The organism is Sphingomonas sp. HMP9, from assembly GCF_013374115.1.
GTDB lineage: Bacteria > Pseudomonadota > Alphaproteobacteria > Sphingomonadales > Sphingomonadaceae > Sphingomonas.
Genome location: NZ_AP022673.1, coordinates 1,713,047 through 1,732,563 on the forward strand (window position 1 = coordinate 1,713,047; position 19,517 = coordinate 1,732,563).

Annotated in this window: 13 protein-coding genes; 4 read left to right on the forward strand and 9 right to left on the reverse strand. The window is 65.8% G+C overall.

Annotated features, from left to right (window positions below; all coding sequences use genetic code 11):
* The first annotated feature begins 80 nt into the window (after positions 1-80).
* The 3 genes from HMP09_RS07620 (at position 81) to HMP09_RS07630 (ending at position 5,903) form a co-directional block, all read left to right on the forward strand.
* Positions 81-2,582, forward strand: a complete 2,502-nt coding sequence (locus HMP09_RS07620; RefSeq protein WP_176499872.1) for a TonB-dependent receptor domain-containing protein — start codon at positions 81-83, stop codon at positions 2,580-2,582.
* A 14-nt stretch (positions 2,583-2,596) separates the two neighbouring features.
* Positions 2,597-4,399 carry an alpha-amylase family glycosyl hydrolase gene (locus HMP09_RS07625; RefSeq protein ID WP_176499873.1) on the forward strand — a complete coding sequence of 601 codons (1,803 nt, stop codon included), beginning with the start codon at positions 2,597-2,599 and terminating at the stop codon, positions 4,397-4,399.
* A gap of 175 nt (positions 4,400-4,574) precedes the next feature.
* Positions 4,575-5,903 (forward strand): MFS transporter, encoded by a 1,329-nt coding sequence (locus tag HMP09_RS07630; protein ID WP_232090763.1) that lies wholly within the window; start codon positions 4,575-4,577, stop codon positions 5,901-5,903.
* Between the two features lie 100 nt (positions 5,904-6,003).
* Here HMP09_RS07630 and HMP09_RS07635 read toward each other — a convergent pair whose 3' ends face one another.
* Positions 6,004-9,036, reverse strand: a complete 3,033-nt coding sequence (locus HMP09_RS07635) for a TonB-dependent receptor plug domain-containing protein (protein WP_176499874.1) — start codon at positions 9,034-9,036, stop codon at positions 6,004-6,006.
* 381 nt (positions 9,037-9,417) lie between these two features.
* Here HMP09_RS07635 and HMP09_RS07640 point away from each other — a divergent pair, with 381 nt between their 5' ends.
* Positions 9,418-11,181, forward strand: coding sequence for a retropepsin-like aspartic protease (locus HMP09_RS07640; protein WP_176499875.1), 1,764 nt, complete (start codon positions 9,418-9,420; stop codon positions 11,179-11,181).
* 52 nt (positions 11,182-11,233) lie between these two features.
* Here HMP09_RS07640 and HMP09_RS07645 read toward each other — a convergent pair whose 3' ends face one another.
* The 8 genes from HMP09_RS07645 to HMP09_RS07685 all read right to left on the reverse strand — a co-directional run bounded on the left by HMP09_RS07645 (position 11,234) and on the right by HMP09_RS07685 (position 19,425).
* A complete protein-coding gene (locus HMP09_RS07645; RefSeq protein WP_176499876.1) occupies positions 11,234-12,910 on the reverse strand; it encodes a GMC family oxidoreductase in 1,677 nt (558 codons plus the stop codon).
* A 63-nt stretch (positions 12,911-12,973) separates the two neighbouring features.
* A complete protein-coding gene (locus HMP09_RS07650; RefSeq protein ID WP_176499877.1) occupies positions 12,974-13,807 on the reverse strand; it encodes a sugar phosphate isomerase/epimerase family protein in 834 nt (277 codons plus the stop codon).
* The gene (locus tag HMP09_RS07655) at positions 13,804-14,385 is read right to left on the reverse strand and encodes a gluconate 2-dehydrogenase subunit 3 family protein (RefSeq protein WP_176499878.1); all 582 of its coding nucleotides are present in this window, start codon (positions 14,383-14,385) and stop codon (positions 13,804-13,806) included. Before HMP09_RS07655 ends, HMP09_RS07650 begins: the two co-directional genes overlap by 4 nt.
* The gene (locus HMP09_RS07665) at positions 14,382-15,554 is read right to left on the reverse strand and encodes a hydroxypyruvate isomerase family protein (protein WP_232090764.1); all 1,173 of its coding nucleotides are present in this window, start codon (positions 15,552-15,554) and stop codon (positions 14,382-14,384) included. Before HMP09_RS07665 ends, HMP09_RS07655 begins: the two co-directional genes overlap by 4 nt.
* Before the next feature lie 13 nt (positions 15,555-15,567).
* Positions 15,568-15,954: a c-type cytochrome gene (locus HMP09_RS07670; RefSeq protein ID WP_176499880.1), complete on the reverse strand. Its 387-nt coding sequence runs from the start codon at positions 15,952-15,954 to the stop codon at positions 15,568-15,570.
* The gene (locus HMP09_RS07675) at positions 15,951-17,117 is read right to left on the reverse strand and encodes a Gfo/Idh/MocA family protein (RefSeq protein ID WP_197942464.1); all 1,167 of its coding nucleotides are present in this window, start codon (positions 17,115-17,117) and stop codon (positions 15,951-15,953) included. The genes HMP09_RS07670 and HMP09_RS07675 overlap by 4 nt, the downstream gene beginning before the upstream one ends.
* Entirely contained in the window at positions 17,114-18,178 is a 1,065-nt protein-coding gene (locus HMP09_RS07680) for a sugar phosphate isomerase/epimerase family protein (protein WP_176499881.1), read from the reverse strand. Before HMP09_RS07680 ends, HMP09_RS07675 begins: the two co-directional genes overlap by 4 nt.
* Entirely contained in the window at positions 18,175-19,425 is a 1,251-nt protein-coding gene (locus HMP09_RS07685) for an MFS transporter (protein WP_176499882.1), read from the reverse strand. Before HMP09_RS07685 ends, HMP09_RS07680 begins: the two co-directional genes overlap by 4 nt.
* Positions 19,426-19,517 lie beyond the last annotated feature (92 nt).

Sequence of the window (19,517 nt, forward strand, 5' to 3'; positions counted from 1 at the left end):
AGGAATCGGTTGCAATCGATTGCGGAAGCAGTAGGAGGCGGTCTTGGGCTTCTGAGAAAGCCGCTCGCAGGGAGGATCGCATGAAAGTTCGTCACGCATTGCTGGCCGGCATCGCCGCCGCATCGTTCGCCACCGCAGGGGCTGCGCAGACCGCGCCGCAGACGGATCCGCAGGTCGACGCCGCCGCGGCGCCCGCCGCAGACGTCCCGCAGGACGACATCGTCGTGACCGCGGTCGCGCGCGGCACGAACCGGCTCAACACCTCGATCACGACCAGCTCGATCACGTCGGACGCGCTGGTCCAGCTCGCACCGCGCACCTCGGGCGAGCTGCTGCGCAACCTGCCCGGCATCCGCGTCGAGGCGTCGGGCGGCGACGGCAATGCGAATATCTCGGTGCGCGGCCTACCCGTCGCGTCGGGCGGCTCGAAGTTCCTGCAGCTGCAGGAAGACGGCCTGCCGATCCTCGAGTTCGGCGACATCACCTTCGGCAACGCCGACAACTTCCTGCGCGCCGATTTCAACGTCCGGACGATCGAGTCGGTGCGCGGCGGCTCGGCCTCGACCTTCGCCTCCAACTCGCCCGGCGGCGTCATCAACTTCCTGTCGAAGACGGGCGAGCAGGAAGGCGGCGCGTTCCAGCTGTCGAGCGGGCTCGACTACCGCGAATTTCGCGTCGACTTCGACCAGGGCGGCAAGCTGTCCGACTCGCTGACCTATCATTTCGGCGGCTTCTACCGGATCGGCGACGGTCAGCGACAGGTCGGCTATGACGGCGTGAAGGGCGGCCAGTTCAAGGCGAACATCACCAAGTCGTTCGGCGACGGCAGCTATGTCCGGCTGTACGGCAAGTATCTCGACGACCGCGCGATCGGCTACCTGCCGAACCCGGTGCAGGTGACCGGCACCAACAGCGATCCGACGTACACCAACCTGCCGAACTTCTCGATCAACAACGGCACGCTGCACAGCGGCAACATCCGCACCGTGCAAGGCCTCGACGGCAACAACCAGCTGACAACGCGCTCGATCGCCGACGGCCAGCATCCGGTGGTCTATTCGGCAGGGCTGGAGACGCAGATCCCGGTCGCCGACGGCTGGAACATCGTCGAGCGCTTCCGCTATTCGGATATCTCGGGCGGTTTCACCTCGCCGTTCCCGTCCGCGGTCGACTCCGCGCAGACGATCGCCAACGGCATCGGCGGTGCCGGCGCGCAGCTGTTCTACGCAAGCGGGTCGCAGGCGGGCCAGCGGATCGCCAACCCGGCGTCGCTCAACGGCAACGGCCTGCTCGCAAACGTCGTCCTGTTCGACGTCGACCTGAAAAGCCTCAACAACATCACCAACGACATCCGCCTCAACGGCTCGGTGCCGCTGGGCTCGGGAACGCTCGCGATCACCGGCGGCTTCTATGCGTCGCGCCAGGACATCAAGAGCGACTGGCTGTGGAATTCGTTCGTCCAGACCGTCGCCGATGACGGGCGGTCGGAACTCGTCGACATCCGCACCGCCGCCGGCGTGCCGGTGACGCAGGGCGGCCAGCAGAGCTTCTCGGCGCAAGGCTTCGGCAATTGCTGCCGCCGGTCGTACGATCTCGACTACACGACCTACGCGCCGTTCGCGCAGCTCGGGCTGGAGATCGGCCGGTTCAACATCGACGGCTCGCTGCGCTACGACTTCGGTCGCGCGCGGGGCAGCGTCGCCGGCGCCGATCTGGGTGCAGGCTTCGGCAGCGGCATCACGACGTTCGACATCAACGGCGACGGCGTGATCTCGGCCGCCGAGCGCCAGGTCGCGGTGATCCCGACGCGCCGCTCGCCGCTCAACTACAATTATGATTACCTGTCCTACTCGGGCGGCGCGAACTATCGCCTGACCGACAGCACCGCGGTGTTCGCGCGCTATAGCCGCGGGGGACGCGCCAATGCGGATCGCCTGTTGTTCGGCCCGTCGATCAACACGACCACCGGCGGCCTGACCGACGAAGGCGCGGCGGTCGATTTCGTCCGCCAGTTGGAAGGCGGGTTCAAGTTCCGTCACAATGGCCTGTCGCTCTACGCCACCGGGTTCTGGGCGCGTACCGAGGAGCAGAATTTCGAGGCGACGACGCAGCGTTTCTTCAACCGCGAATATGAAGCCAAGGGCGTCGAGCTCGAGGGTCGGATCGCACGCGGGCCGTTCTCGCTGTCGGCAGGCGGCACCTATACTGATGCCGAGATCACCAAGGATGTGCTCAACCCCGCGGTCGAGGGCAACCGCCCGCGGCGCCAGGCCAAGTTCATCTTCCAGGCGACCCCGCAGGTCGATATCGGCCGGCTGACCGTCGGCGCGAACGTGATCGGCACCACCGACAGCTTCGCACAGGACAACAACGTCCTGAAGATGCCCGGCTATACGCAGGTCAACGCGTTCGTGTCGGTGCGCCCGGCAGAGAACGTCACGCTGTCGGTCAACGGCAACAACCTGTTTGACGTGAAGGGCATCACCGAAGCGGAGGAAGGCGCGATCCCGACCAACGGCATCATCCGTGCCCGCTCGATCACCGGCCGGACGATCTCCGCCGCGGTCCGCGTCGGCTTCTGATCGGACCGGTGACCATGACACCATCCTCGACCGAGCGCCGCCTGGACGCGCTGGCCCCCCGCCTGAAACGACAGCTCGAACGGCTGTACGGGGCGGACAGGCTTGCGGCGCTCTGGCCGCGGATGGAGACGATCCTTCGCGACCGGGCGAGCGATCGACCAGCGGCGATGGTCGCGCTCGACGAGGCGCGGCTGGCCGATCCCGACTGGTTCGTGGCGCCCGACATGCTGGGCTATTCGACCTATGTCGACCGGTTCGCAGGCACGGTCGGCGGGCTGATCGACAAGGTGGACCATCTCGAGTCGCTCGGGGTGCGCTACCTTCACCTGCTCGCGTTGTTGAAGGCGCGCGAGGGCGACAGCGACGGCGGCTTCGCGGTCGCCGACTATCTGGCGATCGAGCCGCGGCTCGGGACGATGGCGGATGTCGAGCGGCTGGCGGCACGGCTGCGCGCCGGGCGGATCAGCCTGTGCGTCGACCTCGCGCTCAATCACACCGCGGACGATCACCCTTGGGCGAAGGCCGCGCAGGCGGGCGATCCGCACTACCGCGCCTTCTACCACGTGCTCGGCGACGACGAGGCGCAGGCCTATGAGGCCGCCCTCCCCGAGGTGTTCCCGACGACCGCGCCGGGCAATTTCACTACGGTCCCGGCGATGGGCGGACAGGTCTGGACGACCTTCTATCCGTTCCAATGGGACCTGAACTGGTCGAACCCCGAAGTCATGCTCGCGATCGTCGATACGATGCTGCGGCTGGCGAACCACGGCTTCGAGGCGTTCCGGCTCGACTCGATCGCCTTCCTGTGGAAGCAGCTGGGCACTGATTGCCGCAACCGGCCAGAGGCGCATTCCATCGTCCGGGCGCTGCGTGCCGCACTCGACATCGTCGCGCCGGCTACGCTGCTGAAAGCTGAGGCGATCGTGCCGACAGCGCTGGTCCCGCCCTATTTCGGCGCGGACGAGGGCGCGGACTGGAATGGCGGGTTCGAGCCCGAATGCCATCTGGTCTACAATAATTCGCTGATGGTCGCGGGCTGGGTCGCGCTTGCCGAACAGTCCGCCACGCTGCCGCATGCGATCGTCGAGGCGAGCGGCGGGCTGCCGCGCGGCGCCAACTGGCTGAGCTATGCGCGCTGCCACGACGATATCGGCTGGGGCGCGGTGATCGGCGATCTCGCCGGGATCGACGCGGACCCGGTCGCACGGTTGAAGACGGCCGCGCGCTTCCTCGAAGGCGGCGACGGCAGCTGGGCGCGTGGCGCACCGTTCCAGTCCGACGGATCGGTGCTGCACGGATCGAACGGGACGATGGCCTCGCTTGCCGGTCTCGAAGCCGCGACGGACGAGGAGGCGCGCGAGATGGCGTTTCGGCGGATCGCGCTGCTGAGCGCGCTGTCGATCGCGAGCGGCGGTCTGGCGACGACCTATATGGGCGACGAGGCCGGGTTGCTCAACGACACCGGGTATCTCGACGATCCCGAGCGGGCGCACGAAGGGCGCTGGCTGCACCGGCCGAAGATGGATTGGGCAGCGCTCGACGGTCCCGCCGCGCGGCGGATCAGTGGCGATCTGGACGCGTTGCGGGCCGCACGTATCGCGAGTGGCGGTGCCGGTTCGCCGACCGCGATCACGACGGACGCCCCTGCCCTGCTCGGCATCGGCTGCGGCAGCGACCGCGTGTTCCTGAACTTCTCCGACGCGGCCGTACATGTCGGTGGCTTGGCAGGTTGGCAGGATCGATTGTCGGAACAGGCTTGCGGCGACACTGTCGCCGTCGAGCCCTGGGGCGTCGTTTGGGCGAGTCCGGCAGGATGAGCGTGCAATTCTACAATCCTCCCCCGCAAGGGGGAGGTGTCGCCGAAGGTGACGGAGGGGGAGGACGCGAAACAGCGGTTGCTCTTTCCTCCCCCTCCGTCTGGCAAGTGCCAGCCACCTCCCCCTGGCGGGGGAGGATCGATCGGTTTGCGTCGAACCATCGCTTACAAAAGGCATGACGATGATGAACCTCGGCCTCATAACCAAACCCCGCCTCTCGCTGATGCGGCTGATCGAGATGAACCTCGGGTTCCTCGGCCTGCAATTCTCGTTCGGCCTGCAACAAGCCAACATGGCGCCGATCTACGGCTATCTCGGCGCCGATGAAGCGAGTTTGCCGCTGCTGTGGCTCGCCGGGCCGATGACCGGGCTGTTGATCCAGCCGCTGATCGGCGCGATGAGCGACCGGACCTCGACACGGATCGGTCGCCGCACACCCTATTTCCTGATCGGCGCGGTGCTGTGCAGCCTGTGCCTGCTCGCAATGCCGTACAGCCCGACCTTGTGGGTGGCGGCCAGCCTGTTGTGGGTGCTCGATGCTGCCAACAACGTGACGTTGGAGCCCTACCGCGCGTATGTCGGCGATCGCCTGCCCGACGACCAGCGTGCTGCCGGGTTCCTGACGCAATCGGCGTTCACGGGGCTCGCGCAGACCTTGTCCTATCTCGCACCGTCGCTGCTGGTGTGGATCGGGTTCAACAAGGACGCGATCGACGGCAACGGCATTCCCGACATTACCCGGATCGCGTTCCTGATCGGCGCAGTGCTGTCGCTGGCCACGATCCTGTGGTCGGTGCTGCGCGTTCCCGAGTTGCCCTTGCCCGAGGAGGAGAAGGCGCGGCTGGCGAAGGAGCCGCTGACGCTCGGCGGCACGCTGCGCGATCTCAGGACCGCGCTGGTCGAGATGCCGCGGCCGATGCGGCAATTGGCGATTGCGATGCTGTGCCAATGGTATGCGATGTTCGCCTATTGGCAGTTCATCACCTTCGCGGTCGCACGATCGCTGCACGGCACGTCGGATGCGAAGAGCGCTGCGTTTCGCGATACCGTGCTGACGGTCGGCCAGCTCGGTGCGTTCTACAACGCCGTAGCGTTCGTCGCGGCGATCGCGCTGGTGCCGTTCGCCCGCCACTGGGGTGCGAAGAGCGCGCACGCCGCGTGCCTGCTGGCGTCGGGCGTGGCGATGCTGGCGATCCCGGGCCTGCGCACCGAGGCCGCATTGTTCGTGGCGATGCTCGGCATCGGCATCGGCTGGGCGAGCATGATGGGCAATCCGTACATCATGCTGATCGACATGATCCCGCCCGAGCGCAACGGCGTCTACATGGGCATCTTCAACATGTTCATCGTGATCCCGATGATCATCGAGAGCCTGACCGTGCCACTATTCTACCATTCGGTGATGGGCGGCGAACCGCGCAACATCCTGTATCTGGGCGGTGCGCTGATGGTGTTGGGCGCGATCGCGACGACGCGCGTGACGATGCGCGAACCCTCCGCCTGAACCACACGCGCTGACCCGGTTTCGATCGGCGCAGGCAGGCTTGATACGAAAAAGGGGCGGCTCCTCACGAAGCCGCCCCTTCAAACGCGCTGGAGGGTGATCAGAACTTGAAGTTCGCACCTGCCCGGAACGTCCGCCCGATCAGACCGGCATAATGCCACGTGGTCAGATAGTTGGGCGAGCTGGCGTAGGAGGCCGGTGCGATCGGTGCGCGGGCGCCGAGGATGTTGCCGACGTTACCGAAGAACGAGAAGTCGTCGTTCACCGCCACCGTCGCGTTCAGGTCGACGTTGATGAAGCTGTTGACGTAGCAGAACCGATCGACGGGCACGCCCGCCTGCGACGACTTGTACAGGCTGTTGGCGCACGACGTGTCGAGGCTACCCTGGTCGGTAGCGACCGCCTTGATCCGACCGACATAATAGGCGGTTGCGGTCAGCGAGAACTTGCCGGCCGCGAGCGTGTTCTGCCAGTTGCCACGCCAGTTCGGCGTACCGTTGCCCGACGACAGATCGTACGGACCCATCGTGCCCGCGAATTTCTGCACGCCCTGTGCCGTGTGGCGATCATACTGGATGATGTAGGTCGCCTCGACCCGGCTGGTGAAGCGGATGCCGTCACCAAGCGGGATCCGCGCGGTCGCCGAGAAATCGAGGCCCGACGTCTTGTCGAAGTTCACGTTCACGAACGGCGCGTTGATGATCAGCAGGCGCGGCAGCGCGTTCGGGAACGCCGGATCGACGCCGTCGACCGTGTTGACCGAATAGCCCTGCCCGACGGCCGCAACGGCTGCGGTTGCGGCGGCCAGGTTCGACTGCTTGTAATAGGCGACGATCGCGTCGCCGGCGAGCGGGCCGTTGGCGATCAGGTTCGACTTCTTGACGTTGTAATAGTCGACCGTCGCGCTGAACCACGACGTCGGCTCGACGATGATGCCGCCGGTGAAGCTACGCGATGTCTCCGGCTTCAGGTCGGGATTGCCGACGAACCCGCGACCGACCGAATAGTTGAGGTTGTACGGGTTGCCGCCGGTGACGCAGGTGTTGGTGGCCGTCGCCGAGCCGCCGTGTGCCGCGCAGAAATTGCCCGGGGGCTGCGTGTTGACGAAGCCGGCATATTGCGACCGCGGACCGGATTCGGCGAAGGTCGGGGCACGGAACCCCTGCGAATAGGTGCCGCGAACCGCAAACTGGCGGATCGGCGTGAACTTGAATCCGACCTTCGGCGAGAAACGGCCAAAACCTTCCGAATAATGATCGTAGCGGCCCGACCCGTTGATCTCGAGGATGTCGAGCACCGGTGCCTGGATTTCGAAATAACCCGCCGACACGGTGTGCTTGCCGAACGCCGACGAGGTCGTGAGGCCGTAGGTGTCCAGCAATTCGTTCTGGTTGTTGTTGACCAGCGATTCACGCCGCACCTGGCCGCCGATGGCGACCATCAACGGACCGCCGGGCAGCTCGAACAGCTGCTTGGTGATAGCCGCATCGAGCGAGTACATCTCGGAATGCGACGGCGTGATCTTATCGGGCGAAACGAAGTCGCGCACCGCCTGCGAATTCTGCGACGGATTGACGAAGTTGTACGCGCCGGTGTTGATCGCGTTCAGCGTGTTGGCGATGTTCAGATAACCGCGCTGGACGATCTCCAGATTGTCGCGGGCGTAAACGCCGTCGACCTTCCAGGTCCAGTCGTCGCCGACCGTGCCGTGCAGGCCGCCCGCGAAACGGTACACTTCGTTGGTACGGTCGCTGCCCGCGTCGATGTCGCCGAACGAATAATAGATGCGCGCGGCGCCGGCAGCAGGCGTGTTGGCGTTTGCAGCAGCATAGGGGTTGTTCGGGTTGAGCTGGCGGCCGGGCGCGCCGGGAACCGCGCAATTGATGCCCGCGGTGCAGATATAGACCGGCAGGACGATGCCGGGGTTGCTCGACGCCAGCGACGGCGCGCCACCATAAGGCTGGGTATTACGCAGCGCGCGCGGCGCGTTGTTGATGCTGACATAGCTGTTCGAATAGCTGCCGGTCAGATAGCCCTCGACATTCTCCGCAAGACGCACGCTGATGCGCCCGTTGATCGAATATTTGCGCTGGAACGGGGCAAGCTGGAAATATTCGTCTTCCAGATTGTGCTTGCAGCCGACGCCGTTGGCGACACCGCTCTGGGTAAAGGTGCCGCGTGCACAATTGCCGAGGTTGAGCGTCGTGTAGTTGGCGTTCGCAATCGCCGTACCGCCGCTCAAAGGATTGTTGAGGTCGGATTGCGTGGTGCGAACGACGACGGCGTTCGGCGTCGCGGTGGTCAGCGAATTGTCCGCGCCGTTATTGTCGTTGCCGCCGATCGAGGTCAGATCGCGGTTGTTGTACGGGAAGCCACGGCTGTGGTTGCTGACGCGACCGTCCTGCTGGAATTCGCCGTTCAGATAGACGTTGAAGCCCTTGTCGGCATAATCGCCATAGCCGATCGTCAGGTTGGCACGCTGGCGCGCGGCATCGCCGTGGCTGCTGGCGCCCGCCTCGACCGTGCCGGCGATGCCGGTGAACTGCTTCTTGAGGATCAGGTTGACCACGCCGCCGATCGCATCGGCACCATAGGTCGACGAGGCGCCGTCCTTCAGCACTTCGACGCGTTCGATCAGGCTGAACGGGATCGAGTTGAGATCGACATAGGAATTATGTCCATCGTCGTTGATCGGAAAATTGGCCGAACGCAGTCCGTCGACCAGCACCAGCGTCGACGAGACGCCGAGACCGCGCAACGACACCGCGACGCCACCGGCCGAGAAGCCGCTCTGGAAGCCCACACCGATCGAACCGCCGCTATCGGCCGAGACCGAGCGGATCGCTTCGGCAGCCGTCGTGATGCCGGCCTTCGCCAGGCTGTCCGCGGTCAGCACCGTGACGGGCGACGGCGTTTCGGTGTTGGTCCGGCGGAACAGCGAACCGGTGACGACGATATCCTGCGCCGGATCCTGCGCAGGATCCGCCGCCTGGTCGGTCGTCGCCTCGACGGTACCAGCCGGCGCGGTCGGCGCGGTCTGGGCAAAAGCCGGGCTGCTCAAGCTCAGCAGAATGGCGAGCGGCGCAGCGCCGCAGCACAGACGGGTCGCGGTGGCGCGATTGAACGAACGCATGAAGTTTATCCCCCAGGTAACGATGATCGTGGCCGATTGCAGCGACACGCATCGGGCACCCCCCGGTGCCTTTGTGCCGCCTAAGTGTCCGATGCCGAAACCAATGTAAATTAGTCTGTCACCACGGAGTAACTTTATTACGTTTTGTTGCCTTTCCGCAACAATCGCCGACCGGGGGATGCGGACCAGCCCGATAAGGGCGAGCAAGGCCACATTCCCATCATCCTCGCTGGTCACGACGTTGGCGACCGTCGGCAATCGCGGTGGACGTCCCTGTCGACACAGCCCCTTTTCCGATCCACACCTGATCGCCGCTTGCGTACCGCGTATGATTGGATAGCCTCCTGCGAGAGGACCTAGAGTCGAAGACCGGAGACTTGCATGCGCGGATGGGCACGGGTTCGACTGGGTGCGGTCGCCGCATTAAGTGTGGCGACGACTGACCCGGCGCTTGCCGCGTGCAAGGTCGCAAAGATCGCAGAGCTGCCCGTGACCCTGATCGGTCGGCGCGCAATGGTCGACGCGAAGTTCGGCGCGCACGATACGCGGTTCATCGTCGATAGCGGCGCGTTCTACAGCACGGTCTCGCGTGCGTCGGCGGCGGAGTTCGGGCTGTCGAGCACCCCCGCCCCAGCCTGGTTCCGGCTTCGCGGCGTCAACGGCGACACATCCGCATCGGTCGCGAGCGCGAAGGACTTCTCGCTCGCCGGTCTGACGATCCCGCGGGTCAGCTTCATCGTCGGCGGCACCGATACGGGCACCGCCGGGCTGCTCGGCCAGAACATCCTCGGCCTTGCCGATGTCGAATATGACCTGCCGCACAGTGCGGTGCGCCTGATGCGGGTCGAAGGATGCGACGCTGTCGGGCTCGCCTATTGGGCCGCGGGAAAGCCGTTTTCGACGATTCCTCTCGAACGCGGCGCCACCGGCCCGTTCAAGCCGCACACCGTCGGCACGGTGCTGGTCAACGGCGTGAAGATGCGCGCGGTGTTCGATTCCGGCGCGCAGACCACCGTCATGACGCTCGCCGCAGCCAAGCGCGCGGGCATCACGCCGTCCAGCCCCGGCGTGGTCGCGGTCGGATTGAACTCGGGTATCGGCTCGAAGCAGCTCGCGACGTGGCGCGCACCGTTCGACACGATCGACCTGGGCGGCGAGGTCGTGCCGCACCCCAAATTCCAGATCGCCGACATCCGGATCGACGGCGACATGCTGATCGGGTTCGACTTCTTCCTGACGCACCGCATCTTCGTGTCGAACGCGAACCACCTGCTCTACATGACCTACGAAGGCGGCCCGGTCTTCGGGCTGACGCCGACCGGTGCGCGCACCACCGCGGGTGAGAAGCTGGACCTGACCGATACCGCCGCCATGCCGACCGATGCCGAGGGGTTCAGCCGACGCGCCGCGGTGTTCCTGTCAAAGCGCCGGACCGTCGAGGGTCTCGCCGATCTCGACAAGGCGGTGGCGATGGCGCCGAGCGAAGGGCGCTACGTCTATCTGCGCGCGCAGGCCCGTCTCGCGCACGGCCAGCTCCTGCTCGCCGCCGCCGACCTCGACAAGGCCGTGACTCTGATGCCCGACGACAGCGACGCTCGCCTGTTGCGCGCGCGCCTCCGCCTGATGAGCCGCGATCCCGATGGCGCGCGCGAGGACGCCAAGGTCGCCGATCGCGCGCTGCCGGCCGGATCGGATCGCCGGCTCCAGCTTGCCGGCCTCTACCAGAACCTGGATCAGCCCGAGCTGGCGATCGTCAATTACGACGCCTGGCTGAAGATGCATGGCGAGGATGCCGACCGGTCGACCGCGTATAACGGGCGATGCTGGGCTCGCGCGCTGCTCAACCGCGAGCTGGATCGCGCGCTGTCCGATTGCAACACCGCGGTGAAGCTGCGGCCCGGCTATGCTGCCTATCTGGACAGCCGCGCCCTGGTGAACCTGCGGCTCGGCAAGCTCGATGCCGCGCTCGTCGACTATGACGCCGCGGTCAAAGCCAACCCACGCAACGCGTGGTCGCTCTACACCCGGGCGATCGCCGAACGGCGCGCGGGCAAGACCGACGCGGCCGACGCCGACCGCAAGGCCGCGCTCGCGATCAACCCGAACGTCGCGAAGCGCGCGGCACGCTACGGTCTGGACGTCTGACCAGCGGCAAGGCGTGGGCGGGCCCTCTCGGCGCCCGCCCACGCAAAGATTGCTACGCCTTCCTGAGCGACTTCACCGCGTGATCGGCGGCGCGGGCGGTCAGCGCCATGAACGTCAGCGACGGGTTCACGCACGAAATCGACGCCATCTGTGCACCGTCGGTGACATAGAGATTGGACGCCGCGTGCGCCTGGCTCCATTCGTTGAGCACCGACGTGCGCGGATCGCGGCCCATGCGTGCGCCACCCATCTCGTGGATCGCGTCGCCGGGGACGTGTTCCTTCTCGCTGCTCGTCACGTTGGTCAGGCCCGCCCCCTTGAGCATCGCCTCGCCCTGCGCCCGCGCGTCGGTCATCATCTTCAGTTCGTTGTCGCGGAAGCGGACGTCGAAACGGACCAGGGGAACCCCGAACCGGTCGACCTTGCTCGCATGCAGCGACACGCGGTTGTCGGCATAGGGCAGGCACTCGCCGAACGCGCCCATGCTGAACCGCCACGGCGCGTATTTGCGCATGCCCAGCTTCATCGATGCACCAAACCCGACCGGCGCGGCGGGGTTGCGATACGCGCTCCCCTGATAGCCATAGCCGCGCTTGAAGCCGACACCCTCGTCTCCCCCGATGTTGCGGAAGCGCGGGATGTAGACGCCGCCTGGCCGACGACCGAATTCGATGAATTCCTCCATGCCGGGGATGTCGCCTTCGATCCCGACGCGGAAGATATGGTCCATCACATAGCGGCCAAGCGTGCCGCTCTCGTCGAAATAGCTCCGGTCGCTGCCCGGTGCGCGCGAATTGAGCATGATCTGCGTCGAGGCGATCGCCGACGCACAGAGGAAGACGAGATCGGCGTTGACGGTTTCCGCCTTGCCGGTCTTGGCATCGATATAACGGACGCCGGTGACCTTTTTCTGCGCCGCGTCGTACACGAGGTTGGTGACGACCGAGTCCGATTTCAGCGTCAGTCGGCCCGTCGCCCGCGCGGCCGGCAAGGTGACGGCCTGGGTCGAGAAATAGGCGCCGAACGAACAGCCATTGCCGCATTGGTTGCGGAACTGGCACTTGGTGCGGTTCTGGTCGGGCTTGTCCTCGGTCATGTTCGACAGCCGGGTGTTGATCAGCTTGCGGCCGGGGAACTTGGTTTCGAGTCCCTGCTTCAGCCATTTCTCCGCGACGTTCATCGGCATCGGCGGCTGGAACGCGCTGTCGGGCAGATAGTCCAGGTTCTCGCGCGAACCGGACACGCCAATATACTTCTCGACATAGCTGTACCACGGCGCGACGTCGTCATAGCGGATCGGCCAGTCGCCATCGATGCCGTCGCGCTTGTTCGCCTCGAAATCCGCAGGGCTCCAGCGGAAGCACCAACGGCCCCAGATCAGCGACTTGCCGCCGACCGCGCCGGGCCGGATCCAGTAGAACTTGCTGCCCTCGTCATAGGCATAGGGGTTCAGCCGGTCGTCATTGTGGAACTCGCGGTTGCTGGGCTGGACATAGCCGTGCTTACCGATGAAATAATCGCTTTCGATCAAGGCCTTGGGCATGATGTTGCGCGCCGGTACCTCGTAGGCGGGCTTGCCGTCATAAGTGTAGCCCTCGCCGTGCTCCACCATCTTGCCGCGGTCGAGCATCAGGACGCGCAGGCCCTTCTCGGTCAATTCCTTTGCAGCGAAACCGCCGCTGACGCCCGAACCAATTACGATCGCGTCGAACCTGTTGGTCTCAGCCATGATCTTCCTCTCCTAATACTCGAACTACTCGGTTGGAAACGGACCCGCTTAGAAACGCCCCGCTTAGAAACGAAGCGCGCGCAGCGTCCGGAAACTCGTGGTGATGTCGGGCAGATAGGGCGCGGGGGCCTGATCGTTCTCGACGTAGAAATGCCGCACGCCGGCGCTACCCTTCAGCTTGAACAGCGCGCCGAAGTCGACCGTGCCCGCGCCGACCGCCGCCATGCTGCGATCGGGCCGCATGTCCTTGACGTGGAAGGCGTAGAGGCGCTGTGACAGGCGGTCGATCAGCGTCGCCAGGTTTTCGCCGGCATGCAGCGCCCAGTAGAGATCGAGTTCGAGCTTCACGAGCGCCGGATCGGTTTCTTTGAGCAGCCGCTCGTACAGGCTGACGCCGCCTGGCTTGGTGGTGAACTCGAAATCATGGTTGTGATAGGCAAAGCCCAGCCCGGCCTTTTTCAGGTCGGTGGCGAACCGGTTGAAGTTCGGCAGCGCGGCGGTCCAGCCGGCGTCGTTGCGATGCTCGTCGGTCATGTATGGCAGCACGACCGTGGTCGCGCCAAGCGTCTTGGCCATCGCCACCGACTGGTCAAACCGCTGGAGCAGCGCGTCATAGCCGATATGCACCGACGGCGCGGTCAGCCCGAGCGTGTCCATCGTCCGGCGCAACTGCGCGTGGTCCATGCCCTCATAGCCACCGCCGCCGAATTCGACCTCGCGGTAGCCGATCTGCGCGACCTGCTTGAGTGTGCCGAACGGGTCCTTCGAAAAGATGTCGCGGATCGTGTAGAGTTGCAGGCCGATCGCCTTCAGCTGCACCGCGGAGGCGGTCGGCACGAAGGCGAGCGCTGCGACCGCACCGGAGCCGGCGAGCAGGTTTCTACGGCTGAGGATCATGCGGAATACACCTTGTTGACCTGAGAATAGGGGAACTGGCCGTTATACTCGCCCGGCACCGGCAGATATTCGCGCTCCTGCGTCATGCCGATTTCGGACGTGTAATAGCCGGTGACGACAAGCTGCCGGAACGCCTCGAAGAAGACGCCGCCGGACGGGATCTGGTCGTTCATCGCGAGCGTGAGCAGCGCATCCTGCTGCGCCGCGGTCGCCTTTGCGCCGGCAACCTTATAGTCCTTCAGGCTGCGCGCTTCGATTGCGTCGAGCCCGGCGAGGATCGGCACGCGGTCGGCAGGCGCCGCCCAGTCGGCGAGCAGTTTCTCGATATAGGCCGGCACGCCTGCGGCGATCGCGCCCGGCGTATCGGTGGTCGGCAGGACGCGTTCGCTGAGCGCGGTCATCAGCGCGCGCTGAGAGGCGGTGAAGACCGCGACGCTCGGCGGGCCTTCGCTGATGACGGGGATGCCCGCCGCCGCGCCGGGGGCCTGGCCGACACCCGCGGCACGCGCGATCGGCGCGAAGAGTGCGCTGCCGAACATGCCGACGACACCGGCAAGTGCTGTTCTGCGGTCGATCATTTACCGTCCTTTCCAAAGTCCTGCGCGATCGCCGCTTCGGTCAGCGGACGGATCCAGATGTTGCGAAACGATACCGGCCAAGCGTGATCATGCTGGATCGGCGCGGCATCGGCGTGTGCGGTATGGCGGGAGACCTGGCGCCAGATGGTGGTGCCGAGCATCGCCGGGTGGTTCTGGACGAGCACCCCGTTCGGCAGCGCGCTGACGATGCCAGACCGCTCGCTCGCTACCCTATGCGTCCTCGCCCTCATGTCGCGTCGATCTCGCGATAGGCGGCGACCAAGCGATCCTCGCCCGCGTCCGGCGATCGAGTTGCCATGCTCCATACCGATCACGCCGGTGTACCGCTTGGCCCGCAGCCATTTGACCACCGAGGCGAAGTTGATCTCGCCGGTCGACGGCTCGTTGCGGCCCGGATTGTCCCCGAACTGGATATAACCGATCTCGTTCCAGCAGGTGTCGAGCGTCGGGATCAGGTTCCCCGACTGGATCTGCTCATGATACAGGTCGGCGAGTATCTTGACCGCCGGACTGTTCGCTCCGCGCGCGACCGCATAGCCTTGCGCGATCGTCTGCATATAGACGCCGGGGTGGTTGGTCCGCGTGTTGAGCGGCTCCATTACCATCGCCGCGCCCGATGGCGCAACGATGTCGCCCGCGCGGCGCATGACGTCGATCACGCGCGCGGTCTGGATATCGACTGGCACCTTGGGGTCCATGAACCCGGTGACCACCGTCATCCGCGTCGCGTTCAGCCGCTTGGCGACGTCGAGTGCGCGGCGGATATCGGCAAGGAAGGCTTCGCGCTCGGCGCCGTCGTTCGCGCCGAGCAACGGCCGCGACTGCGACCATTTGGGCATGCTGGCGACGAACACGCCCATCGTCATGCCGCGCTGCGCCAGCGCCTTGGCCATCTGCTCCTGCTCGGCCACAGACCGCGTCGCCGCCTCATTGTCCTCCCATGCGGTGAACCCCTGATCGGCGGCGTAGGCGATCTGCTCGATCCGCCCCCCGCGGCTGGCGAAGCTGCCCTCGTGCGGCGCGTAGCCGAGCGAAAAGCGCGCCGCATTGGAAAGGCGGCGTTGCCCCGCGGCCATGCCCGGCGCCAGCGACGCGGCGGCGCCCGCCGCGAGTCCCCCCGCGAGCATTTTTCTGCGGGACAACGTCATGCGACGATCACCGTCATTTCGCGCCCTCAGCCTTCAGATACGCGATGATCGCCGCGCGCTTGGCGGCATCGGGCGTCGCGATCGGCATCCGCGTCCCCGGCACCTTCTTCTGCGGTGCGGTCAGATATTCGTTGAGCGTCTTCTCGTCCCAGCGCAGCTTCGACGCCTTCATCGCGGGGGAGTAGTTGAAGCCCGGCACCGCCGCGGCGGCACGGCCGACCACGCCGTACAGGTTCGGGCCGATGCCGTTGCGGCCACCCTTCACCACGGTGTGGCAGGCGCGACAGGCCGCGAAGGCGGGCGGGGACGCCGCAGTCGATTGGGCCGTCGTCGGTGCGGACACCGTAACCGCCGCAACCGCGGCGATGCTTCCCGCGACCAGAGCCATGAGCAACTTCATTCCGTGTCTCCCGAATCCATTAATGTCCATTTGCGGTCCGCGCCGGCGTTGGCGATCACCGCCTCGATGAACCGCATCGTCCGCAGTCCATCGACCACGCCCGGAAACCAGCGCCCCCCATCTTTCCGGCCATCGTTCCCGTCACCGCTGCGGATCGCCGAGGCGAATGCACGGTAAAGATTGGCGAACGCCTCGATATACCCCTCGGGATGACCGGCCGGTGTACGCACCAGCGTGGCGGTCGCGTCGAGCATGCCGGGGCCGCCGGTTCGCACGATCTCTGCCGGGCGGTCGAGCCAGCGCAGCGTCAGCGTGTTCGGCTCCATCTGCGCCCATTCGAGCCCGCCACGCTCGCCGTGGATGCGCAGTCGAAGCCCGTTCTCCTCGCCCGCCGCGACCTGGCTCGCCTTCAACACGCCGCGCGCGCCGCCTTCGAACCGCAGCAGCGCGCTGACGTCGTCGTCGAGCCGCCGCCCCTCGACATGCGTCGTGAGGTCCGCCGAAACCGAGTCCACCGACAGGCCGGACACATGCTCGGCAAGCTGGAACGCATGCGTGCCGATGTCGCCGAGACAGCCGCCAAGCCCGGCGCGGGCGGGATCGGTGCGCCATTCGGCCTGCTTGTTGCCGCCGGTGTCGATCGGTTGGCTGAGCCAGCCTTGCAGATATTCGACCTGCACCAGCCGGATCGCCCCCAGATCGCCTCGTTCGATCCTGGCACGCGCCTCTTCGATCAGCGGATAGCCGCTATAGGTGAACGCCAGCGCGAACCGACGGCCGCTCGCCTTGGCGGCGGCGGCAATCGCCTCGGCCTCGACGACGCTCATCGCCATCGGCTTTTCGCAGAACACGTGGAAGCCGGCCTCCAGCGCGGCGATCGCCATCGGCGCGTGGAGGTGGTTCGGCGTGACGATCGCGAGCGCGTCGATGCGCTGGTCGGCGGGCAATGCGCGTTCGCGTTCGATCATCGCGTCGAGCGACGGGTAAACGCGCTCCTCATCGAGCCCGAGCAGGTCGCCGGTCCGCGTATTGCGCCCGCCATCGGTGCTGAACGCGCCCGCCACCAGATCCCAGTCGCCGTCGAGCGCCGCCGCCATCCGGTGGACGGCACCGATAAAGGCGCCCTCCCCGCCGCCGGCCATGCCGAGACGGAGGCGTCTCATGCCTGTTCCTCCGGCAGTCCGAGCAGCTTGCGGATCGCGGTGCGATCGATGCCGCTGGCGGCGAAGTCGTCGAACGCGCGGTCACCCCGGCGGATGATGTGATCGCGGATGAACGGCGCGCCTTCGCGGGCGCCATCGTCCGACCGTTTCAGCGCGCACTCCCATTCGAGCACCGCCCAGCCGTCATAGCCATATTGCGCCATCTTGCTGAAGATGCCGGAGAAATCGACCTGCCCGTCGCCGAGCGAACGGAACCGGCCGGCGCGGTCCACCCAATTCTCGTAGCCGCCATAGACGCCGGTTCGCCCGGTCGGGTTGAACTCGGCATCCTTGACGTGAAAACACGAGATCCGGTCGTGATAGCGATCGATGAAGTCGAGATAATCGAGCTGCTGCAGCACGAAATGCGACGGATCGAAGAGCAGGCGCGCGCGCGGATGATTGTCGACTGCGGCAAGGAACCGCTCCCAGGTCGCGCCGTCATGGACGTCCTCGCCCGGATGCACCTCGAACGCGCAATCAACGCCCGCCTCCTCGAACACGTCGAGGATCGGAACCCATCGGCGCGCGAGTTCGGCAAAGGCTTCCTCGATCAGCCCGGCAGGGCGTTGCGGCCACGGATACACGTACGGCCATGCCAGCGCGCCCGAGAAGGTCGCGTGCGCGGACAGCCCGAGATTGGCGCTGGCGCGTGCGGCGAGCTTGACCTGCTCGACCGCCCATAACTGCCGCTCGGCGGGCTTGCCGTGGACTTCGGCCGGCGCAAAGCCGTCGAACAGCGTGTCGTACGCCGGATGCACCGCGACCAGCTGCCCTTGCAGATGCGTCGAGAGTTCGGTGACTTCGATGCCGTGCTTGGCCAGCCCGCCGCGAAGATCGTCGCAATAGGTTTGGCTCTCCGCTGCAAGCTTCACGTCGATCAACTGCGCATTGCACGGTATCTGGACGCCGACATAGCCGAGCCCGGCCGCCCACTGCGCCAATCCGTCGAGCGTGTCGAACGGCGCCTCATCCCCGAGAAACTGCGCGAGGAATATCCCGGGGCCCTTCATGCCGGTCATGCTGCGATCTTCCTGGTGTCGTCGCGGAACGTGAACTGGAACAGCAGCGCGATCACCGCGGCGGCGATCGCGGGGTACCACCACATATGCTGCCAGTCGGCGATGCTCGGCGACGCCGGCAATTGCGCATAGAGCAGCGCGCCGATCTGCGACCCGAGCAGCATCCCGACGCCGTAGGTGAACAGCGTCAGCATGCCCTGCGCCTGCGCGTTGACGCCCTTGGGAGTCGCGATCGTGCCGGTGTAGATCGCGCCGGCGACGAAGAAGAAGTCATAGCACACGCCGTGCAGCGCGACGCCGAGATACACCGCCCATAGCGACGATCCGCCGTCACCGATCGCGAACAAGGCATATCGCAACGCCCATGCTGCCATGCCGACGAGCAGCAGCGGCTTCACGCCGAAGCGCCGGTACAGCCACGGCATCGAGAACATGAACACCAGTTCGGACATTTGCCCAATCGCGAGCGTGCCGCCGACATTGCTGATGCCGGTCGCACCGACATAGGGCGAGGCATAGGCGTAATACATTGCCAGCGGGATCGAGATGAGCGTCGCGCACGTCATGAAGATCAGGAACGAGCGCTGCTTTAGCAGGCCGAACGCCTCGACGCAGAACACTTGGCGGAGGACGCTCTCGTCGCGCGGCGCATCCGCCGTCACGTTCGGCAGCGTGACGCTGTAGAGGCCGAGCGCGATCGACACGACGCCGGCGACGCGGAAGATCTCCGGACTCGCGGACAGGCCCGCCCAGCCGATGATCAGCCCCGCGGCGATCCAGCCGAGCGTGCCGAACGCACGGACGAACGGGAACTTGTCGGTCCGCTCGCCAAAGCTCTTCAGCGCGATCGTGTTCGCCAGGCCGACGGTCGGCATGTAGAGGATCATGTAACAGAGCAGCAGCCAGACGAAGGTCCGGCCATTCTCCGGTGTCACCAGCGACGGCAGCAAGAACAAGAGGACGCCGCCGATCAGGTGCAGGATGACCATCAGCATCCGCGGGCTGACGTAGCGCGCGGCCGCCATCCCGAGCAGGAACGACCCGACGATCGACGCGATCGGCCCGACCGAGAAGGCGTTGCCAATGAGGTTGCCGATCCCGACCGTCTGCATGACGAGGCCGAGCGTGACGGTCCAAGCGCCCCAGACGAAGAACTGCATGAACATCATCGCGCTCAGGCGTCCGGTCAGCAGCCCGCCTTCAGAGGCCACGCCTGTTACGGGGGGTGCAGTGTCTGCAACGGCCATTCGCTACCTCTCCGATCGCAGTTTTACTGCTTGTCGGACATGAAGCTACGAAGCCTGCGATCGAATGTAAAGGATTACATAGGATATATATC

Bases quoted from the DNA above. Each gene is read 5' to 3' on its own strand.
- HMP09_RS07620 (WP_176499872.1), top strand. From the start codon at position 81: ATGAAAGTTCGTCACGCATTGCTGGCCGGCATCGCCGCCGCATCGTTC.
- HMP09_RS07625 (WP_176499873.1), top strand. From the start codon at position 2,597: ATGACACCATCCTCGACCGAGCGCCGCCTGGACGCGCTGGCCCCCCGC.
- HMP09_RS07630 (WP_232090763.1), top strand. From the start codon at position 4,575: ATGACGATGATGAACCTCGGCCTCATAACCAAACCCCGCCTCTCGCTG.
- HMP09_RS07635 (WP_176499874.1), bottom strand. From the start codon at position 9,036: ATGCGTTCGTTCAATCGCGCCACCGCGACCCGTCTGTGCTGCGGCGCT.
- HMP09_RS07640 (WP_176499875.1), top strand. From the start codon at position 9,418: ATGCGCGGATGGGCACGGGTTCGACTGGGTGCGGTCGCCGCATTAAGT.
- HMP09_RS07645 (WP_176499876.1), bottom strand. From the start codon at position 12,910: ATGGCTGAGACCAACAGGTTCGACGCGATCGTAATTGGTTCGGGCGTC.
- HMP09_RS07650 (WP_176499877.1), bottom strand. From the start codon at position 13,807: ATGATCCTCAGCCGTAGAAACCTGCTCGCCGGCTCCGGTGCGGTCGCA.
- HMP09_RS07655 (WP_176499878.1), bottom strand. From the start codon at position 14,385: ATGATCGACCGCAGAACAGCACTTGCCGGTGTCGTCGGCATGTTCGGC.
- HMP09_RS07665 (WP_232090764.1), bottom strand. From the start codon at position 15,554: ATGACGTTGTCCCGCAGAAAAATGCTCGCGGGGGGACTCGCGGCGGGC.
- HMP09_RS07670 (WP_176499880.1), bottom strand. From the start codon at position 15,954: ATGAAGTTGCTCATGGCTCTGGTCGCGGGAAGCATCGCCGCGGTTGCG.
- HMP09_RS07675 (WP_197942464.1), bottom strand. From the start codon at position 17,117: ATGAGACGCCTCCGTCTCGGCATGGCCGGCGGCGGGGAGGGCGCCTTT.
- HMP09_RS07680 (WP_176499881.1), bottom strand. From the start codon at position 18,178: ATGACCGGCATGAAGGGCCCCGGGATATTCCTCGCGCAGTTTCTCGGG.
- HMP09_RS07685 (WP_176499882.1), bottom strand. From the start codon at position 19,425: ATGGCCGTTGCAGACACTGCACCCCCCGTAACAGGCGTGGCCTCTGAA.